The sequence below is a fragment of the Streptomyces erythrochromogenes genome (genome assembly GCF_036170895.1).
Taxonomy (GTDB): Bacteria; Actinomycetota; Actinomycetes; order Streptomycetales; family Streptomycetaceae; genus Streptomyces; species Streptomyces erythrochromogenes.
Genome location: NZ_CP108036.1, coordinates 317,062 through 333,728, shown reverse-complemented (window position 1 = coordinate 333,728; position 16,667 = coordinate 317,062). Strand labels below are relative to the sequence as shown.

Annotated in this window: 19 protein-coding genes and 2 pseudogenes; 16 read left to right on the top strand and 5 right to left on the bottom strand. The window is 72.7% G+C overall.

Annotated features, from left to right (window positions below):
- The first annotated feature begins 89 nt into the window (after positions 1-89).
- Entirely contained in the window at positions 90-719 is a 630-nt protein-coding gene (locus OHA91_RS01655) for a GNAT family N-acetyltransferase (protein WP_328738385.1), read from the top strand.
- Positions 720-771: 52 nt separating this feature from the next.
- Here OHA91_RS01655 and OHA91_RS01650 read toward each other — a convergent pair whose 3' ends face one another.
- The 3 genes from OHA91_RS01650 to OHA91_RS01640 form a co-directional block, all read right to left on the bottom strand.
- Complete coding sequence (locus OHA91_RS01650) at positions 772-1,197, bottom strand: hypothetical protein (RefSeq protein WP_328738384.1); 426 nt, start codon at positions 1,195-1,197, stop codon at positions 772-774.
- A 154-nt stretch (positions 1,198-1,351) separates the two neighbouring features.
- Complete coding sequence (locus OHA91_RS01645; RefSeq protein ID WP_266496383.1) at positions 1,352-1,600, bottom strand: hypothetical protein; 249 nt, start codon at positions 1,598-1,600, stop codon at positions 1,352-1,354.
- A 237-nt stretch (positions 1,601-1,837) separates the two neighbouring features.
- The gene (locus OHA91_RS01640) at positions 1,838-3,169 is read right to left on the bottom strand and encodes an MFS transporter (protein WP_328738383.1); all 1,332 of its coding nucleotides are present in this window, start codon (positions 3,167-3,169) and stop codon (positions 1,838-1,840) included.
- Between the two features lie 260 nt (positions 3,170-3,429).
- On the opposite strand from OHA91_RS01640, the gene OHA91_RS01635 reads away from it, so the two are divergent.
- The 6 genes and pseudogenes from OHA91_RS01635 to OHA91_RS01610 form a co-directional block, all read left to right on the top strand.
- Entirely contained in the window at positions 3,430-3,894 is a 465-nt protein-coding gene (locus OHA91_RS01635) for a DUF2199 domain-containing protein (protein ID WP_328741045.1), read from the top strand.
- Positions 3,891-4,585, top strand: a pseudogene (locus tag OHA91_RS01630) (hypothetical protein). The gene OHA91_RS01635 and the pseudogene OHA91_RS01630 overlap by 4 nt, the downstream one beginning before the upstream one ends.
- A gap of 163 nt (positions 4,586-4,748) precedes the next feature.
- Positions 4,749-5,429, top strand: coding sequence for a helix-turn-helix transcriptional regulator (locus tag OHA91_RS01625; protein WP_328738382.1), 681 nt, complete (start codon positions 4,749-4,751; stop codon positions 5,427-5,429).
- A gap of 32 nt (positions 5,430-5,461) precedes the next feature.
- Complete coding sequence (locus tag OHA91_RS01620; protein ID WP_328738381.1) at positions 5,462-5,965, top strand: DUF3291 domain-containing protein; 504 nt, start codon at positions 5,462-5,464, stop codon at positions 5,963-5,965.
- A 56-nt stretch (positions 5,966-6,021) separates the two neighbouring features.
- Positions 6,022-6,435 (top strand): response regulator, encoded by a 414-nt coding sequence (locus OHA91_RS01615; protein WP_266496388.1) that lies wholly within the window; start codon positions 6,022-6,024, stop codon positions 6,433-6,435.
- Between the two features lie 7 nt (positions 6,436-6,442).
- Positions 6,443-6,625 (top strand): annotated as a pseudogene (locus OHA91_RS01610) (alpha/beta hydrolase); the annotation flags it as partial.
- Positions 6,626-6,967: 342 nt separating this feature from the next.
- Here OHA91_RS01610 and OHA91_RS01605 read toward each other — a convergent pair.
- Both OHA91_RS01605 and OHA91_RS01600 read right to left on the bottom strand, forming a co-directional pair.
- Positions 6,968-8,089, bottom strand: coding sequence for a nucleotide disphospho-sugar-binding domain-containing protein (locus OHA91_RS01605; RefSeq protein ID WP_328738380.1), 1,122 nt, complete (start codon positions 8,087-8,089; stop codon positions 6,968-6,970).
- Positions 8,090-8,265: 176 nt separating this feature from the next.
- The gene (locus tag OHA91_RS01600) at positions 8,266-8,967 is read right to left on the bottom strand and encodes a DUF4232 domain-containing protein (protein WP_328738379.1); all 702 of its coding nucleotides are present in this window, start codon (positions 8,965-8,967) and stop codon (positions 8,266-8,268) included.
- Between the two features lie 197 nt (positions 8,968-9,164).
- Here OHA91_RS01600 and OHA91_RS01595 point away from each other — a divergent pair, with 197 nt between their 5' ends.
- The 9 genes from OHA91_RS01595 (at position 9,165) to OHA91_RS01555 (ending at position 16,404) form a co-directional block, all read left to right on the top strand.
- A complete protein-coding gene (locus tag OHA91_RS01595) occupies positions 9,165-9,950 on the top strand; it encodes an alpha/beta fold hydrolase (RefSeq protein ID WP_328738378.1) in 786 nt (261 codons plus the stop codon).
- A gap of 178 nt (positions 9,951-10,128) precedes the next feature.
- Positions 10,129-10,374, top strand: coding sequence for a protealysin inhibitor emfourin (locus OHA91_RS01590; protein WP_266496397.1), 246 nt, complete (start codon positions 10,129-10,131; stop codon positions 10,372-10,374).
- Positions 10,375-10,484: 110 nt separating this feature from the next.
- Complete coding sequence (locus OHA91_RS01585) at positions 10,485-11,963, top strand: RNB domain-containing ribonuclease (protein ID WP_266496399.1); 1,479 nt, start codon at positions 10,485-10,487, stop codon at positions 11,961-11,963.
- A gap of 222 nt (positions 11,964-12,185) precedes the next feature.
- On the top strand, positions 12,186-12,725 hold the full coding sequence (locus OHA91_RS01580) for a GtrA family protein (protein WP_328738377.1): 540 nt from the start codon (positions 12,186-12,188) through the stop codon (positions 12,723-12,725).
- A 287-nt stretch (positions 12,726-13,012) separates the two neighbouring features.
- A complete protein-coding gene (locus tag OHA91_RS01575; RefSeq protein ID WP_328738376.1) occupies positions 13,013-13,660 on the top strand; it encodes a hypothetical protein in 648 nt (215 codons plus the stop codon).
- 129 nt (positions 13,661-13,789) lie between these two features.
- On the top strand, positions 13,790-14,155 hold the full coding sequence (locus tag OHA91_RS01570) for a hypothetical protein (RefSeq protein ID WP_328738375.1): 366 nt from the start codon (positions 13,790-13,792) through the stop codon (positions 14,153-14,155).
- 283 nt (positions 14,156-14,438) lie between these two features.
- The gene (locus OHA91_RS01565) at positions 14,439-14,864 is read left to right on the top strand and encodes a nuclear transport factor 2 family protein (RefSeq protein ID WP_328738374.1); all 426 of its coding nucleotides are present in this window, start codon (positions 14,439-14,441) and stop codon (positions 14,862-14,864) included.
- Entirely contained in the window at positions 14,861-15,751 is an 891-nt protein-coding gene (locus tag OHA91_RS01560) for an NmrA family NAD(P)-binding protein (RefSeq protein WP_328738373.1), read from the top strand. Before OHA91_RS01565 ends, OHA91_RS01560 begins: the two co-directional genes overlap by 4 nt.
- 59 nt (positions 15,752-15,810) lie before the next feature.
- A complete protein-coding gene (locus tag OHA91_RS01555; protein ID WP_328738372.1) occupies positions 15,811-16,404 on the top strand; it encodes a TetR/AcrR family transcriptional regulator in 594 nt (197 codons plus the stop codon).
- The last annotated feature ends 263 nt before the right edge of the window (positions 16,405-16,667 follow it).

The following is a 16,667-nucleotide window of genomic DNA, read 5'->3' as shown; positions in this document are numbered from 1 at the left end:
CGATCGCTCCACGCGGAGCGGGTGGCTCGTACGGCGTGTCCACCGCCGTACGGGCGGGGCGGCCCGGTCCGGCTGCCTACCGTGATCCCATGAGCAGACTCCCAGCAGAGCCGTTGGCCGGCTACGGCATCCGGCCCGCCCGGCCCACCGAGTCCGCAGCGATCGCCGCGCTCCTGGTCCGCGCCTTCGCCGACGACCCGGTCATGGCGTGGATGGTCCCCGCCGTCGACCGGGAACGCAGGATCGCCCGCTACTTCCGGCTGGCCCAGCGCCAACAGCGGCCGCGCCCGGGCGGCGTCCGGGTCGCCGCGACGGGCGACGGGCGGCTGCTGGGCGCGGCGCTCTGGTCGGGGCCCGGGCGCTGGAAGGCCTCCGCGGTACGGGAACTGGCGACGCTGCCCGAGTACGCGCGCGTCTTCGGCCTCCGTGGGATGCCGCGGGCCGGGGAGGTCCAGAACGCCATGCACGAGGCCCATCCGGACACGCCGCACTGGTACCTGCCGACGGTGGGGACGGACCGGGGACTCCAGGGGAGGGGGGTCGGCTCGGCACTGCTGCGCCAACAGCTGACCGAGTGCGACCGGCTCGGGCAACCCGCCTACCTGGAGTCCAGCAACATCACCAACATCCCCTTCTACGAGGGGCTGGGCTTCCGCGTCACCGGTGAGATCCGCCTCCCGGGCGGCGGGCCGACCCTGTGGCCGATGTGGCGCGGCTGAGGCGTGCCGCCTTCAGGAAGGGGCAGGCCCTCGCGCAGGTCTGGCCCTGCACTCAGGTCTGGCACTGCCGCGTCGCTGCGGGAGACCAGCCGCTCCAGGCGGCACCGTCGGCCTTCGCGTGCACGCGGATCTCGACCTTCACGGGGCCGCACACCCGGGTGCTGCTCCCTACTTCGAGCGGGCCGACGGACTCGCCGGCGCGGACGTAGGTGCGTCCGCTGCCCAGCTTCTCCCAGTGACCGCCGTCGACGACGCGGAAGAAGGCCTCATAGGCGACGTTGAGTCCCTTGGACCCGGTGTTGCGCGCCTTGATGTACGCCGTGATCTCGCGCGTGGGGAACCTTCCGGCGGATCCGCGCTCGGCGCTGATGCACCCGTTGACGGCCACCCGGCCGGTCGACGTCCCGCCGCCGCAGGCGATCGCCGCGGCGTCGGCGATGGCCGGGACGGCCAGCACGGTCAGTGCGGCTGCGGCCAAGATCGTTCCGATGCGCCTCAGGTACAACGCTCCACACCCTTCGTCCGAGTTCCCCGTCTACGGACAGACCATGGCCCGCGTCGGGGGGTGGGCGGCAGGGTCTCGCCGGATCTTTCGCCCGAACGGGTGCAGAAGGTGCCCGGGCGGCCTGCCGTCAGGCCGCCTCCCGCCCTGCCCGAGCCCGGCTGCGGGCGGCCCGCCGCAGCTCGACGCCGCCGGCGCGCCAGCCCGCGGGAGCGGTCCAGTGGGGATGGGCGCACAAGCGGCCGGACAGGGCGATCAGCCGACGCCGCAACGCGGTGGTCCCGCCCTCGGCGGGCACCTGCGCGAGTTCGGCGTACGTACGCAGCCACGCCTCTTGGAGCGCGACCAGGTCATCGGGGAACCGGAGTGAAGGCCTCACCCTCCTATTCCAACACGTGTTCGATTTTGCGCGCGACCACCCGCGCCGCCGAACCCGCGACCCACCTGCGTGGTGACCTGCCAGCGGGGTGCGCTGGAACGGTCGCGTGACCGCACACGATGCAGCCCGGGCTCTGCCGGGCATCGATGACCTTCGCGAGCACTGCCGCGGCCGCGCGATGCCGGACGCCGTGCTCAGCCCGTTGCAGCGGGCGCGGCCGGGCGCCCGCCCGCCCGCCTACGGCCGCCCCGCCTCCCAGCCCGTCCCCGCCGGCGGCTCCGCGCAGGCCGGCTCCGCGGGGCCCGTCGGCGGTTCGTGGCGCGTCCGCGCGGTCCGCAGGGCCAGCGCGGCGGCGGCGACCAGGCCCACCAGCGCGATGCCCGCACCGGACAGGCGCAGCGCCCCTGCCGCGCCGAAACCGGCCACCAGCGGCCCCCCGAGCGCGGTGCCGAGGGGCACCGACAGCACCCGTACCGCGGAACTCGCCGCCAGGGCCTGCGGCAGCAGAGCACCGGGCGCGGAGCGCTGGAAAAGGGTGGTCGACAGCGAGGAGTAGGGCGGCCAGAGCAGTCCGGCCGCCCCGAAGCAGACGACCGACACGGCCGTCGGGGCACCCAGGCCCAGGGGGAGCATCAGTGCACCGAAGCCGATGACGATGCCGACCGTCGTCGGCCACATCCGCCACCGGCCGAGGAAGCCGGTGAGCACCGAGCCCAGTACGGCGCCGATGCCGAAGGCCGTGTAGTACACCGCCAACAGGCCGGCCGAGGCACCCAGGTCGTCCGAGACGTGCAGCGGGAGCGCCACGTACACCGGGCCGAAGAGGAAGAAGAACATGAAGCTCAGCGCGAGGAGGCCGGACAGCGCCGGAACGCGCCGGATCACCGCGAAACCGGCCGTCCGCGAGGCCGTGTCGTCCTTCGGCTCCGGGACCGCGTCCCGGGGGACCCCGACCAGGAAGGTGAGTGCGAGGACGACGAACGTCGCTGCGTCCACGGCCAGCACCGCTGCCGGGCCCCCGAACACGATCAGCAGCGTCGCCAGCGGCGGCCCCAGCACCGTGGAGATCGCTCCCACACCCGACAGCACGGCGTTGCCCGCCAGGTGATCGCGGTCCGGCAGCACCCTGGCGATCAGCGTGTAGACACCCGCCTGCCCCCAGGAATGCAGTGCGGAGGAGACCGCCAGCAGCGCGACGTACCCCTCGATGCCGAGTGCGCCGAAGGCGTGCAGCACCGGGACGGCCCCCAGCGCGCCCGCGCGCAACGCCGCGTCCCAGCCGGCCAGTTGACTGGGTCGGCGGTGGCGGAGGAAGCGGCCGAGCAACAGAGCGCCCACCGCCCCGGACAGGGTGTAGGCGGCCGCCGCGAGCGCCACCCAGAACCCGCGGTCCGCAGCCGGCGCCAGCTCGATCGCCAGCCAGCTCACGGCCACCACGGCCATGCCGTCCCCCAGGGACGAGACGGCGAACCCCGGGAGGACCCGCCGCAGCGTCGGGTGACTGATAACCGGCCAGTACGGCGAAGAACGCATCACACGGCTCAGGTCCAGGCCCACGGGTACCTCCACGCACGTCAACGCAACCGACCGACCCCACGACCCTTCCCCACGCAAAGGCGCGCGGGGTGATCTTCATCTTTCGGCAGAAACGTCACGCTCGACGCGAACGGAGCCACTCGGGTACAGCCCGGGTGCGGCCCGCGGGGCAGGTGGACGGGAGGGGATCCCGCCCGGCGCGATGTCGGAGCCGGTCAGTAGGCTCCAGGGCCATGACCAGTGATGTCGGGTTCGCCTGCTCGTGCTGCGGGGCCCACCACCCCGAGCTGCCGATGAACTACACGGCCGAGGCACCTGCCGTGTGGGATGCGGCCTTCGCCGATGCGGAAGACTGCCTGCTCTCGCCCGAGCAGTGCGTGGTCCGGGGTCGGCACTACTTCGTCAAGGGCCTGATCGAGATACCGGTCATCGGCAGCGACGACGTGTTCTCGTGGGGCGTCTGGGTCTCGCTCAGCCGCGAGAACTTCTCCCGGGCGGCGGACCTGTGGGACAGGCCCGGCCGCGAGGGCGAGAAGCCGTACTTCGGCTGGCTCACCACCGAACTGCCGGTCTACTCGGCCACGACCCTCAACCTCAAGACCCACGTCCACACCCGCCCCGTCGGTGAGCGTCCCTACGTCGAGCTCGAACCCACCGACCACCCCCTCGCAGTGGAACAGCGCACGGGGATCACCCTGGACCGCGTGCGGGAGATCGCGGCGGCCGTGCTCCACTCCGGCGACAGCACGCAGGCGTGACGGCGGGCAACTCCGCATCACCGATCCCGACCCCGAACCCGAATCCGATCCCGATCGCGCCCGACGGACTGACCCGCAGAGCCCTGCTGTTCGTGGAGACCGACGGCCATACGGGTCCCGGCGGCGGACATCCGTCGTCACCGCGACGTGTGGATCGGACGCGGGATCCCCGCTGTGCCGATCGACCGGGCGCAGGCCTTCCAGGACCACTGGGGGCGGCCTCGCCCTACCCCCGGCCCCGTTCTACGAGGGTGGCCCGCGCATCCTGGACGCCGACTGTCCCGAAGGGGCGTCCGCGCAGGGCTGGGCGTTCGGGGCCGGGCCCTGCCGGGTGTCCATGGCCTACGGGTTCATGATCGGCCCCGAGTGAGCCTTCGGGATCGGCGCCGGCCGCTGGACGCCCCTTCACGCCGGCGTGAACGGTTGGGTGGAATCGCCGGCACTGGCCGCCCACGCGAGACGCTGGGCCAAGACCGTCACGAGGATCACCGGCGACGACGCCGTCGAGCGTCTGGACCTGGACGGGTACGAGCCGGTGCCTGAAGTGCAGGGTCTGGCCGACAACTGGTGGCGGGGGAGGGACTCGCTCGTCGCCGTCTACCGAGGAGAGGCCGTCGCCCTTGACGCACCTCGATGCCTGGAGGCCCACGTCTACGACGGCCGCGACGAGTGGGGCCTCCGCGGCGGCTGACAGAGGCCGCCGAGGGGCAGCAGGTCCCGATCGGCCGCGGTCGCTCCGTCGCCGTCTCCGGATCTCATGGGCCCTCCGGAGGGTCCGGAGGCATGGTGCGCGGTGCCGTACGCCGCTTTCGGGCCCTTCTATCTCCAACCTGGGTTGTTTCTAGAATGGCCGGGTGACGGACATCGACGCGATCGCGGTGCTGCAGGATCCGGTGCGCCGCCGACTGTACGAGTACGTGGCTGCTCAGGGGCGCGAGGTCGGCCGCAACGAGGCCGCCGAGGCTGTCGGAGTGGCGCGTACGCTCGCCGCGCACCACCTGGACCGGCTGACCGGGGCGGGGCTGCTGGAGAGCGGTAGTCGCCGCCTGACGGGACGGTCGGGGCCGGGGGCCGGCCGGCCGGCCAAGGTGTACACGCGGGCGCGGGTCGAGCGGTCGGTTTCGCTGCCCGCCCGCGACTACCGCACCGCCGCCGAGCTGCTCGCCGAGGCCGCCGAGCAGGCCGGACTGGACGCCGGGCTCTGCGTTGCCGCGCGCCGCAGGGGCGAGTCCCTGCGCGGTGCGGCGGCGCCCTGCGGCGGGCTCGACGAGGCCGTGGAGCTGCTGGCCGCCCGCGGCTACGAACCGCACCTGGAACAGGGGGAGGGGAGCGAGACCGGCCAAGGGGCCGTCGTCCGCATGCGCAACTGCCCGTTCCATGCCGTCGCCGAACGCTTCCCGCCGCTCGTCTGCGGCATGAACCTCGCGCTGCTGGAAGGGCTGATCGGTACCGACGGTCCGGTCCGCGCCCGCATGGACGCCAGGCCGGGGGAGTGCTGCGTGGTGGTCGAAGCTTCTAAAAACAATGAGCATTGACATAGAAAAGGGAGCCGTGCTGGGATGAGGCCATGACCGAACCCGCGCCCGGCGCCCACCTCGCCCAGCTCAACGTCGCCACGCTCCTCCACCCCTTCGAGGACCCGCGCATCGCGCCGTTCGTCGAGATGCTCGATCCGGTCAACTCCGCCGCCGACGGAGCGCCCGGCTTCGTGTGGCGCCTCGTCGAGGAGGGCGAGGGCGACGCCACCGGCCTGCGCCCGGCGGGCGAGGACGTCATCGTCAACCTGTCCGTGTGGGAGACCCGGGAGGCCCTGTGGGACTTCGCCTACCGCAGCGGGCACCTGGAGGTGATGCGGCGGCGCCGCGAATGGTTCCGGCGGCACGTCGAGGCGCACCTGGTGCTCTGGTGGGTCCCCGCCGGTCACCTGCCGACCGTCGGGGAGGCTCTGGAGCGGCTGAGCGACCTGCGGGCGCACGGACCCTCCCCGCGCGCCTTCACCTTCGCCTCCACGTATACCGCAGCCGAGGCGGCCCGGCACCTTCCGGCCGCCGTGCCGTCTGCATGCCCCTGAGCTCCACCCCTCTCGGGTCGCCGCGCGGTGCGCCCGAAAGCAGGATGGGAAGGGTGATGACGGTCCTGGTGGTCGGAGTGCCCGACGGAGAGCAGCTGGAACTGCTGCGCTCGGGCATCCAGCGCAACCCGCACTTCCAGGTCGTATCGCACGCCCACGACCCCGCCGTCGCCCTCGCGCACGCCCGCGTCCTGCTGCCCGACATCACCGTCATGTCCCTGCCGGCCGGGCTCGACAGCATCGAATCGGACCCGGAGGTCCTCCGCGTGTTCCGGGGGGTGCGGGGTCTGGACCCGCCGAGCGGTGTGGTGCTGCGGACGCCCGCTGCGCAGGTGCCCCGTGCGGTGTCCGGCCTCGTGGTCGAGGGGGCCGTCCACATCGTGCGCGAGGGGGACTTCGATGCCCTGATGCGCGCCCTGCGCACGATCGGCCTGCGGCGTGCCAGTTGCGACCCGGACGAGATGCCCTGACCGGACGCCGGACCACGCGAGTCTGCCGCTCGCCCTGCGCAACCGGCTGATCCGCGAAGGCGACGCCCTGACTCCGGACGACCCGTACGACGTCCGCACCCCCGCCGGCAGCCACCTGAAGTGGCTGGTCGCCCCGGCACCGGCGGCCCGGGCCCTGGGCGAAGCCGCCGCGCTCACCGCGTCGGCCTGACGGGCCGAGGCCGGGGCCGCGGCCCGCACTCGTGCCTGTGCCCGTGCGGGGGCTCCCGGCTCGACGCCGTCGGCGTGCTCAGCCGCGGTGCCACCCGATCGTGGTGCCGAAGGACCACGCGCACCGCCGTGTTGCGCAGGGCGACCGCCTGGGCTGCCGGGCGGCGGGGACCCGCCGCGCGTGCTCCTCGCAGGACTGGCACCGGCTGCCCTGCGACAACTCCGCCTGCCCCCGGGGGACACCGGGTCGCCACCGCGCCGCGGGATGCGGCCGGAGCCCGGGGAGGGTTCCCGTCCGGGCTCCGGCTCCAGGCCTGCTGCCTGGGCGACGTCGCGGCTGCGCTCAGGCGGAGGCCAGGGCCTCCAGGGCGGGGACCGTCTCGGCCGGGGTCGGAAGGGCTGCGTTCTCCGCGCGGAGGCGGTCGGCGGCCTCGCGCAGGTCGGGGTCGACGGTCAGCCGGGTGACGAGCGCGGCATCGACGTCGTCGGAGGCGGAGCGCAGGGCGGCGCCGGTCGCCATGAGGGCGTCGGCGTTGGTGAAGTGGTCGGCGCCCTGGGGGAGGAGGAGCTGGGGCAGCCCGGCCTGGAGGGCGGTGAGCAGGGTGCCGGACCCGCCGTGGTGGATCACCGCGTCGGACGCGGTCAGCAGCTCGGCGAGCGGGACCCAGGGCAGCGGGCGCACGTTGTCCGGAAGGGTGCCGAGCGGCGCGAGATCGGCGTCGCCCACGGCGAGCAGGAACTCGGCGTCCACCGACGCGGCGGCCTCGATCAGGCGGACGATGGCGCGGACGCCGTCCAGCTCGCTCAGCACCGTGCCCAGGGTGACGGCCACGCGCGGCCGGGTGCCGCGGCGGAGCAGTTCGCGGGGGACGAAACCGCCGCCGTTGTACGGCAGGTAGCGCATCCGCAGGCCGCCCGGGTCACCGCCGAGGGAGGCCGGGACGATGTTCAGCGCGGTGGGCTCGGCAGGGCCGGCCACCCCGTACGTCTCGTACGCCTCGGTGAAGTTGGCGGACAGCCGGCCGACCATGTCGTGGCCGGAGGTGACGCCGAAGTTCTGGATCACGGACGGGATCTTGAGCTTGGCCGCGACCAGCGGGGCCGAGGCCTGGAACGAGTCGTAGACGAGCAGGTCGGCGCCCCAGCTCTCGGCAACGTCCAGCAGACCGTCCACGGTGGGACGGGACAGGAGCGCGAAGCCGTGGGCCGCCCTGTCGAGGATCTGGTCGGTGGTCAGGTCGGTCGCGACGTAACGCACCTCCTCGCCCGTGGACTGTTCGAACACGTCCCGGATGGTGCGGCCGTCGCCTATCTCGACCACCGGAAACCCTGCCTGGCGCAGCTGGTGCAGCGGCTGCGAGCCCGCGAACAACACTTCGTGCCCGGCGGCGCGTAAGGCCTGCGCGGTCGGGATCATGGGGAAGAGGTGCCCGGCCGAGGCCGGGCCGGTGAAGAGTACGCGCATGGTTTCTCCCTGCCGATCGTCTGACGGCCGGGGACGAGCGGTGCGGGCTCGCTCCCGGTTCCATCCGATGAACTGACGGGACCGCAGGTGGTGTTCCCGCGGGGAGATCGAAAACCGGACGTTCTGGGAGGACCGTGGGCCAGGCGCCCTCCGGCTCCCGCTCCAGCGCCGGTGCCCTAGCTGTTGCCGGACCGGAAGAGGAAGTCCTCGACGGCGCGGAGATCGGTGTTCCAGTGCGTCACACGGGGGTTGGGGCCCACGGTCAGGGATCCGACCTCGTCCGAGAGCCTGATGTCCAGCGATGCCACGTCCCTGTTGCTGCCGGGGGCACGGTCCTGGTAGCCGAGCGAGAACGACGTGACGGTCCTCGTCTGCTGGCCGGGCCGGAAGACGAACACGCCCGCGTACGCCTTCTCCTTCGGCCCGATCGTGGCGACGGCCTGCGGCTTGGAGTCCGTCGGGGCGATCGGACCGCCGATGTCGGTGCCGAAGCGGACGTACGGGTAGTGGTAGAGGGTGCATGCCTTGTCGGTGAAGTTGGTGGCCGTGATGAGGAGGTGTTGGCCCGAGTCCTGGCGCCATCCCGACGTGTCGATCGAGAGGTCGTTGTCGTTGCAGGCCGCGATGGCGGTGGTGCCGTCACCCGGACTCTGCGAGGGGCCGGCCGTACCGCTGCTGTCGCCGGGCCGGGCTGTCGTTCCGGCCGGGCTCGGGGAACCGGACGGCGTGGCGGCGCCGGGCGCGGTGGGGGTACCGGAGGCGGTCGGGCTCTTGCCCTGGTCCGCGCCGCCGGAGTCGCAGGCCGCGGACGAAAGGAGCGCGGCGACGGCCACCACCCCGAGAGTGCAGGTCTTCCAACCCTTGCGGACAGTGCGCATGATGGCCCCCGTGTGCCTTCACATGGCTTGAATGGTGCGGTCGACGCTTCGGTTCTGCCCTGCGGAACGACCGAAATCCTCGTCCGTCGGGACCGTTACGCACTCAGGACGTGAAGGACACCATTCCGTTCAAGTGACCACGGCCCGTCCACTCTCGGGACGCGCATGTTCGGCAAGGCACGCCCTAGCATGCGGGGATGGAGATCCGAGTCGGCCAGGTGGCGGTCCACGCCGTGGAGCACGGGGCCGGGCGGCCCGTGCTGGTGCTCCACGGCGCCGGCGTCGACCACCGCGAGGCCGAAGCCTGCTTCGAGCCGGCTCTCGACGGAGCCGCAGGACTGCGGCGGATCTATCCAGACCTCCCCGGGATGGGCCGGACGCCCGCACCCGCATCTCTGCGCAGCGCCGACGACCTCGTCGACACTCTGCTGCGCTTCGCCGACGAGGTCACGGACGGGACCGCGTACCTCCTCGTCGGCCACTCGGCCGGCGCGTACTTCGCACAGGCGATGGCCGCACGGCGCCCGGAGCGGGTCGCCGGCCTGGCGCTCGTATGCCCGTTGCTGCCCGGAGTGCGCGAGGTACCGGAGCACCGCGTGGTCGTCGGAGCCGGGGACATCGGCGACGACGCCTTCCGGGGCTACTTCGTCATCCAGACACCCGAGATGCTCGAACGGTACCGACGCTACGTGGCGCCGGCCGCGGCCCTCGTCGACGAGGCGGCGCTCGAGCGCATCGGCGCACGCGGGGCGCTCACACCCGAGCCCCCGCCCGCGCCCGCGTACCCCGGGCCGACGGTGGTCGTGGCCGGGCGGCTGGATTCGACGGTCGGCCACGCCGCCGCGGTCGACCTCGTCCACCACTACCCGCACGCCTCGCTCGCCGTGGTCGACGACGCAGGACACGCCCTGCCGCACGAGCAGCCGGAACTCCTGCGCGCCCTCCTCGCCGAATGGCTCACGCGCGTCGAGCGCTCGCTCTGACGCCCGACCCCGCACCCCTGACTCCTCGGGGCCGTCCCGTCGGCCCGCGACGGCGTTTTCCGGACGTTCGTACGCTCCGGCGCCCGCTCCGTGTCCGCGGGCCGAGGTTCGGGGCATGCGCGGCAATGGCTGCGACGCGCAGACCGTGTGAGAGACCAGCGAACAGGAAGGAACGGCCATGCTGATAACGGTCACCCGCTCCGGAGGCTTCGCCGGCGGCCTGGAGAAGCTCAGCGCACTCGACACGACCGGACGCGCGGATGCGGCGGATCTGGAGGAGCTCGCCCAGCAGGCCGTCGCCCCCGTGCCCGACGGCTACCGCTACCGGATCACCGTCGACGACGAGGTGCTCGACCTCCAGGACCCCTGCCTGTCCGACGCCCAGCGGACGCTGATCCGTACCGTCCTCGGCGTGGGCGCCTGACCGGCGCGCGAGGCCTGCGAGGCAAGGGGGGCCGGGCGCGCCCGGCCCCCCCTGCACCCGGACGGATCGCCCGCCGTGCCGGTGACCGCCCTCCGCCCTACGCTCGGGGCATGCCACGCCGCCCGATGCGCATGTCCGAAGCGGCCAAGGCCGCGCTGGCCACCGCCCTGAAGAAGCTACGGACCGACCTGCAGGCCCCCTCGGGCTTCCCCGCCCCCGTGCTCGCGGCGGCCGAAGCCGCCGCCCGCGCGCCCCGGCTCCCCGACAGGGACGCCACCGACCTGCCGCTCTTCACGATCGACCCGCCCGACTCGAAGGACCTCGACCAGGCCATGTACCTGGAGCGGCGGCCCGGGGGCGGTTTCCGCGTCCACTACGCCATCGCCGACGTTGCCGCCTTCGTCACCGCCGGCGACGCGCTGGACGCCGAGGCCCGCAAGCGGATCGTGACCCTGTACTTCCCCGACGGCAAGGTGCCGCTCCACCCGCCCGTGCTCTCCGAGGGCGCCGCCAGCCTGCTGCCGAACCAGAAGGTCCCCGCCCTGCTGTGGGAGCACGACCTCGACGCCCACGGCGAGGTGACCCGGTCGTCCGTGAGCCGTGCCCTCGTGCGCAGCAGGGCCAAACTCGACTACGCGGGCGTGCAGCAGGCCATCGACTCCGGCACCGCCGAGGAGTCCGTGGCCCTGCTGCGCGACATCGGCACCCTGCGCGAGGCCGTGGAGGCCGAGCGGGGCGGCATCTCGCTCAGCCTGCCCGACCAGGAGGTCACTTTCGAAGACGGATCGTTCCGGCTGCGCTACCGGGCCGCGCTGGCCGTCGACGGCTGGAACGAACAGATCTCCCTCATGACCGGGATGGCCGCGGCCAAGATGATGCTGGACGGCGGCCCCGGCATCCTGCGGACCCAGGACCGGGCCCCGACCCACGAGGTGACGCGACTGCACCACATCGCGCAGGGCCTCGGCATCGACTGGCCGCACCACGTCTCGTACGCCGAGCTGATCCGCTCCCTCGACCCGCACGACAGGAAGCACGCGGCCTTCCTCCACGAGGCGGCCGGCGCCCTGTTGGTGAAATCGGTCTACAAGTCCTTCCCCGACCACGACCACATCCCCGCAGAGACGGTCCACGCGGCGATCGCGGCACCGTACACGCACTGCACGGCCCCGCTGCGGCGCCTGGTCGACCGGTACGCCGGCGAACTGTGCGTCGCCGTCGGCGCGGACCGGGAAGCACCCGAGTGGGTGCTGGCGGCGCTGGGCGACCTGCCGAGCAGGATGGAGAAGGCGAAGGGAAACGCGGCGGACCGGCAGTCCTTGGACCTGGTGGAGGCGGCGCTGCTCATGGACCGGGTGGGCAGCACCTTCGATGCCGTGGTCATCGACACGGACGCGGAACTGGCGCAGCCGAACCCGAGGGAGGGACAGGTTCAACTGGCGGAGCCCGCCGTGCTGGGCAGGGTGACCTCCGCCGCCGTGGACCTCGAACTCGGTGCGAGCGCCCGGGTCAAGCTCGAACGGGCGGACCCCGCCTTCCCCGACAAGAACAGGCGCGTCCTCTTCAGCCTGGTGCAGGACCAGCGCTGACCACCCCTCAGGCTCGGGCTCTTGAGCGGGCTCCGGGAACAAAGAACTTGGCGCGGTGGCGCTACTTCTGACCTGCATCTTCATCGACCACCATCCGATGTGGCGTCACTAATGGCTCGACGTGGTGCCATTCATGAGCCATGATGGCGTCATGGGTGGCGCGCCCGTCGGCTTGGGCCGGTGGGTGCGCGTTCGCGGGTGGGCCGTCGAAGGGGTCGGATCATGGAGACAGCGCAGAGCCGGAGCCGGAGCCGGCAGCAGGCGACGCGGCCCGGCGCCGTCAGTGCCTTCGCCCGCTTCGTGGTCTGCGGGGGCGGCGTGGGGCTCGCCTCCAGCTTCGCCGTGGGGGCCCTCGCCGCCTGGATTCCCTGGGTTTTGGCCAACGCCCTGGTCACCGCGGTCTCCACGCTCCTCGCGACCGAGCTCCACGCCCGCTTCACCTTCGGTGCGGGCGGTCGCGCGAGCCGGCGCCAGCACGCGCAGTCGGCCGGGTCCGCGGTGGCCGCGTACGCCGTGACCTGCATGGCGATGCTGGCCCTGCGGCAGTTGGTGGAGACGCCCGATCCGGTGCTGGAGCAGGTCGCCTACCTGTCGGCCTCCGCGTTCGCAGGCGTCGCGCGGTTCGCGGTGCTCCGCCTCGTCGTGTTCGCCCGGAACCACTCGCAGGCCGCGGATGCCCTCCGCGGGCCTCGGACCCTGCCCGCGACCGTGGCCCGCACCGCGGCCCCGGCGAACTCCGCGGAACTCTGCCGCGCCGCCTGACCCGTTCGGGGCTGCTGTGGGGGGAGCGCTGCCCCGAGGCCCTCGGTCGCCGCCGCACGCCGGGCTGACGTAGCGTTCCGGCATGAGCACGCCCCCGCCTCCGCAACACCCCGGCCCGTACGGCCCCCGCAGCCCTCGGCCCCCCACGGTGGACAGCCGTACGCCGCACAGCCCCCGCACCAGCAGCTCCACCCGGGGCAGGCCCGCCCCGGGCAGCCCTATCCGGGACAGCCGTACCCGCCGCAGCCGTACCCCCCCCCGGCCAAGGCGCGTGGGGACAGCCCCCGATGGGCCCGCCGCAACGCAAGAACAGGACGGGCCTGGTCGTCGGGATCGTCGTGGCCTCGCTGGTGGTGCTGGGCGTCCTGGGGCTCGCGGTGAGGCTGCTGGCCGGGGCCGCCGGCGGCTTCCCCGAGGCCACCCACCGGCTGATCGTCCCCAAGGCCCTCCTGGACGGCCAGTACACGCTGGACCAGGACCTTTCGGCCACCGCGGGAGAGGAAGCCCTGAAGGGCACCCACGACTCGAAGATCCGCGATCCGAAGCCGGTCGTCGGCCAGTACAGCTCCAAGTCCCCGCAGGGCACGGGCGCTCTGGTCGTCTCGGGCATGTACGGGCGGTTCAAGGACCCCGAGGACGCGCGCAAGAAGATGCTGGACGGCGCCGAGGACGCCGAAGGCGCCACCGTCGCGGTCCCCGCGAAGGACATCACCCCTCCCGGTTCCGACATCACCCTGTCCTGCCAGGTGCTGATCGTGAAGCAGGGTGGAGTCGAAAGCTCCCTGCCGATCTGCGCCTGGGCGGACGAGAACACCGGCGCCTCGGTCGGGTTCGTGACGCCTCAGAGCACCCAGCAGAAGCCCGGGGCCGTCGACCTCGCCAAGTTCGCCGAGGCCACCCTCAAGGTGCGTGCCGAGGCCAGGCAACGGCTCTAAACGATCGCAGGGTTATGCCCAAAAGGTCACTTTCTGCAGCCTGAAGCGGTCGGATAGCAATGACGCGGCGCCTGGCACGGCCTGCCGACCGTCGGCGGCGATCCCAGCGCGCCGAGGAAGGAACGTCCAGTGATCCGCACTCGCTACGCCGTTGCTCTGGCCACCATGGCCGTTACCGCGCTGGCCGTCACCGCAAGTCCCGCCTCGGCGGCACCCGGTGACACGGTGAACATGTGCGCCAGCGCACTCACCCCGGACGGCTGGGTGGACGTCCAGTGGTGGAACAGTGCTGGGTGCGGCTCCGGCTTCACGCCCAACATGAAGCAGATCAAGGACCTGAGGGGCTACCCCGTCGGCACGCAGGTCAACGCCTGCGCGTCCACGTGGCCGCCCGCCGGCTGGACCATCACCAACACCTACTACTCCAGCGGCTGTCGTTACTCCGCCGTCCCCAGCTTCAACCCCAACACCTGGACGCTGAAGCGCACTTTCTGATCGCGGGCGGATGCCGTGGTCGACCCTTCACGCGGTTCGACCACGGCGTCCGGCCGGAGCCCGCGGAGCGCCACGCCGCCGGCGAGGCGGCGCTCGATCACCTCATCACCTCATCTCCGTGCCGGGGATGCCGCCGGTGCCCTGGGGCGCCTCGCGCTTGCTAAACGGACTGCCGGTCCGTACGCTCGGGATCATGCGGACCGATGGTCCGTTTCTTGCGGCTGCCGCGTTCTCGCGAGCCGCCGGCATCGCTGCCACTTCGAGCGGAACGGAAGCCTTGACCATGACCATCCCCATGACGGCTGCGGAGCTGTACCGCCACAGCCTGCGCCTGCTGCTGGCGAAGGACATCCCCGCCTGGGTCGACCTGTGGCACACCGACGGTGTCCTGGAGTTCCCCTTCGCACCCCAGGGCTGGCCGCCGCGCCTCGAAGGCAAGGCCGCGGTCGGCGAGTACATGCGTCACTACCCCGACCACGTCGACCTGCACGACTTCCCCGAGGTGGCGATCCATCAGACCACCGTCCCCGAAACGATCGTGGTCGAGATGCGCGGGGTCGGCCGGCTGGTGAAGACCGACACCTCCTACGACATGGCCTACATCGCCGTGGTCACGGTCGAGAACGGCCTCATCACCTCCTATCGCGACTACTGGAACCCCCTCGCCGCGTCCCAGCCGGGCGCCGACTTCACCGGAGCGAACCGATGACGACCACCCGGGCCACCCAGGCCACCCGGGCCACCCGGGCCACCCGCGCCACGCTCGTCATCGGGGCCGGCGGCACCACCGGCCGCCGCGTCACCGCCGGACTGATCGCCAAGGGCCGCTGCGTCAAGGCCGCCGGCCGAACCCCCACCCCGCAGCCGGGCGCGCAGCCCGTCCGCTTCGACTGGAACGAGCCCGCGACCTGGACCGAGGCCCTCGACGGCGTCGACCGCGTCTACCTCATCCCGCCCACCGGCTCCCCGGACCCGGCCGAAGTCATGCTGCCCTTCCTCCACCAGGCGCGCACGGCAGGCGTACGCCGTGCGGTGCTGCTCAGCTCGTCGGCCATCCCCGCGGGCGGCCCCGCCGTGGGCCGGGTGCACGAGCAGCTGCCCGGCCTGTTCGAGGAGTGGGCGGTGCTGCGGCCCTCCTGGTTCATGCAGAACTTCGCCGATCCCGCCCCGCACGCACGGACCATCCGCGACGACGGCGCCATCCTCACGGCCTCGGGCGACGGCCGCGTCGGATTCATCGACGCCGAGGACATCGCCGCCGTAGCCGTACACGCCCTGACCGACGAACAGGCCCCCAACACCGACCTGATCCTCACCGGGCCGCAGGCGTTGAGCTACGCGGACGTCGCCGCGATCATCACGGACGTCACCGGCCTGCCCGTCGTTCACCGGCAGCTGACCTTCGAGGAGCTGCGCGACCGCTGGGCGGCCGAGATTCCGCTGGAGTTCGCCACCATGCTGGCGGCCATGGACCGCGCCATCGCCGGCGGTGCGGAGGACCGTACCTCGGACACCGTCGAGCGCCTCACCGGGCGCCGCCCGGGCACCCTCCGGGCCTTCGTCGAACGGGAGGTGCGGGCGGCCGCGAGTCACTGACACCAGCCGGCCGAATATCATTCCCGGGGGCCGGAGAGGCCGCTGACCGAGGAGGACCCGTGGCCCAACGAGCGGAGCGTACGGAGCGCACCGAGCGCGCGGACGCCCAGCGCAACCGAGAGGCCGTGCTGGCAGCCGCCGACGCCCTCTTCGCCGCCAGCAGCAGCCCCCACAGCGTGTCCATGGACGACATCGCCGCGGCTGCGGGCGTCGGCAAGGGCACCCTCTTCCGCCGCTTCGGCGACCGCGCCGGCCTGATCGCCGCCGTGATCACGTCGCGCCTCGAACCGCTCCGGCGCACGGTGCGGGAGGTCCAGGAGACAACGGGTTCCTCGCCGCGGCAGCAGGTGGCGGACCTCCTGGACGCCGCCCTGACCTTCAAGATCGAGAACCGGAACCTCATGTCCGCCGCGGAGGACGCCGGGATCAGCAGCCCGTACCAGGCCCAGCACTACGGCTGGTGGCACGAGACCCTCCGTACGGCACTCGACCGGGTCCCCGGCGTCCACGCCCCCGACTTCACCGCCCACGCACTGCTGGCCGCGATCGGGGCGGACCTCGTGGCGCACCTCATCGACGAACAGAAGATGTCCCCCGAAGACCTGCGCTCGTCACTGGCCGCCCACCTCGACGACGTCCTCGGTGCCGCATGACCCGGTCCTTCCGCCCGCCCTGCCCGGCACCCTGGTGGACCACCACCGCATCGACCTGACCACCCTGTACCAGCGGGGCCGAGCGCGTGTCTGGAGGTACGGCAACTTCACACCGAGAGCAGGTCCTTCAAGCCGCCGACCCACTTCACCCTCGGGGCCTGCGCCCCCAACGCCGACCTGCTGCTGGTCCACACCAAGCAGCACCCGATCCTGCGCGTCCCCCCGAGGCCCCCGCCGACCTCACCGGCCCCGCCGGGTCGGGG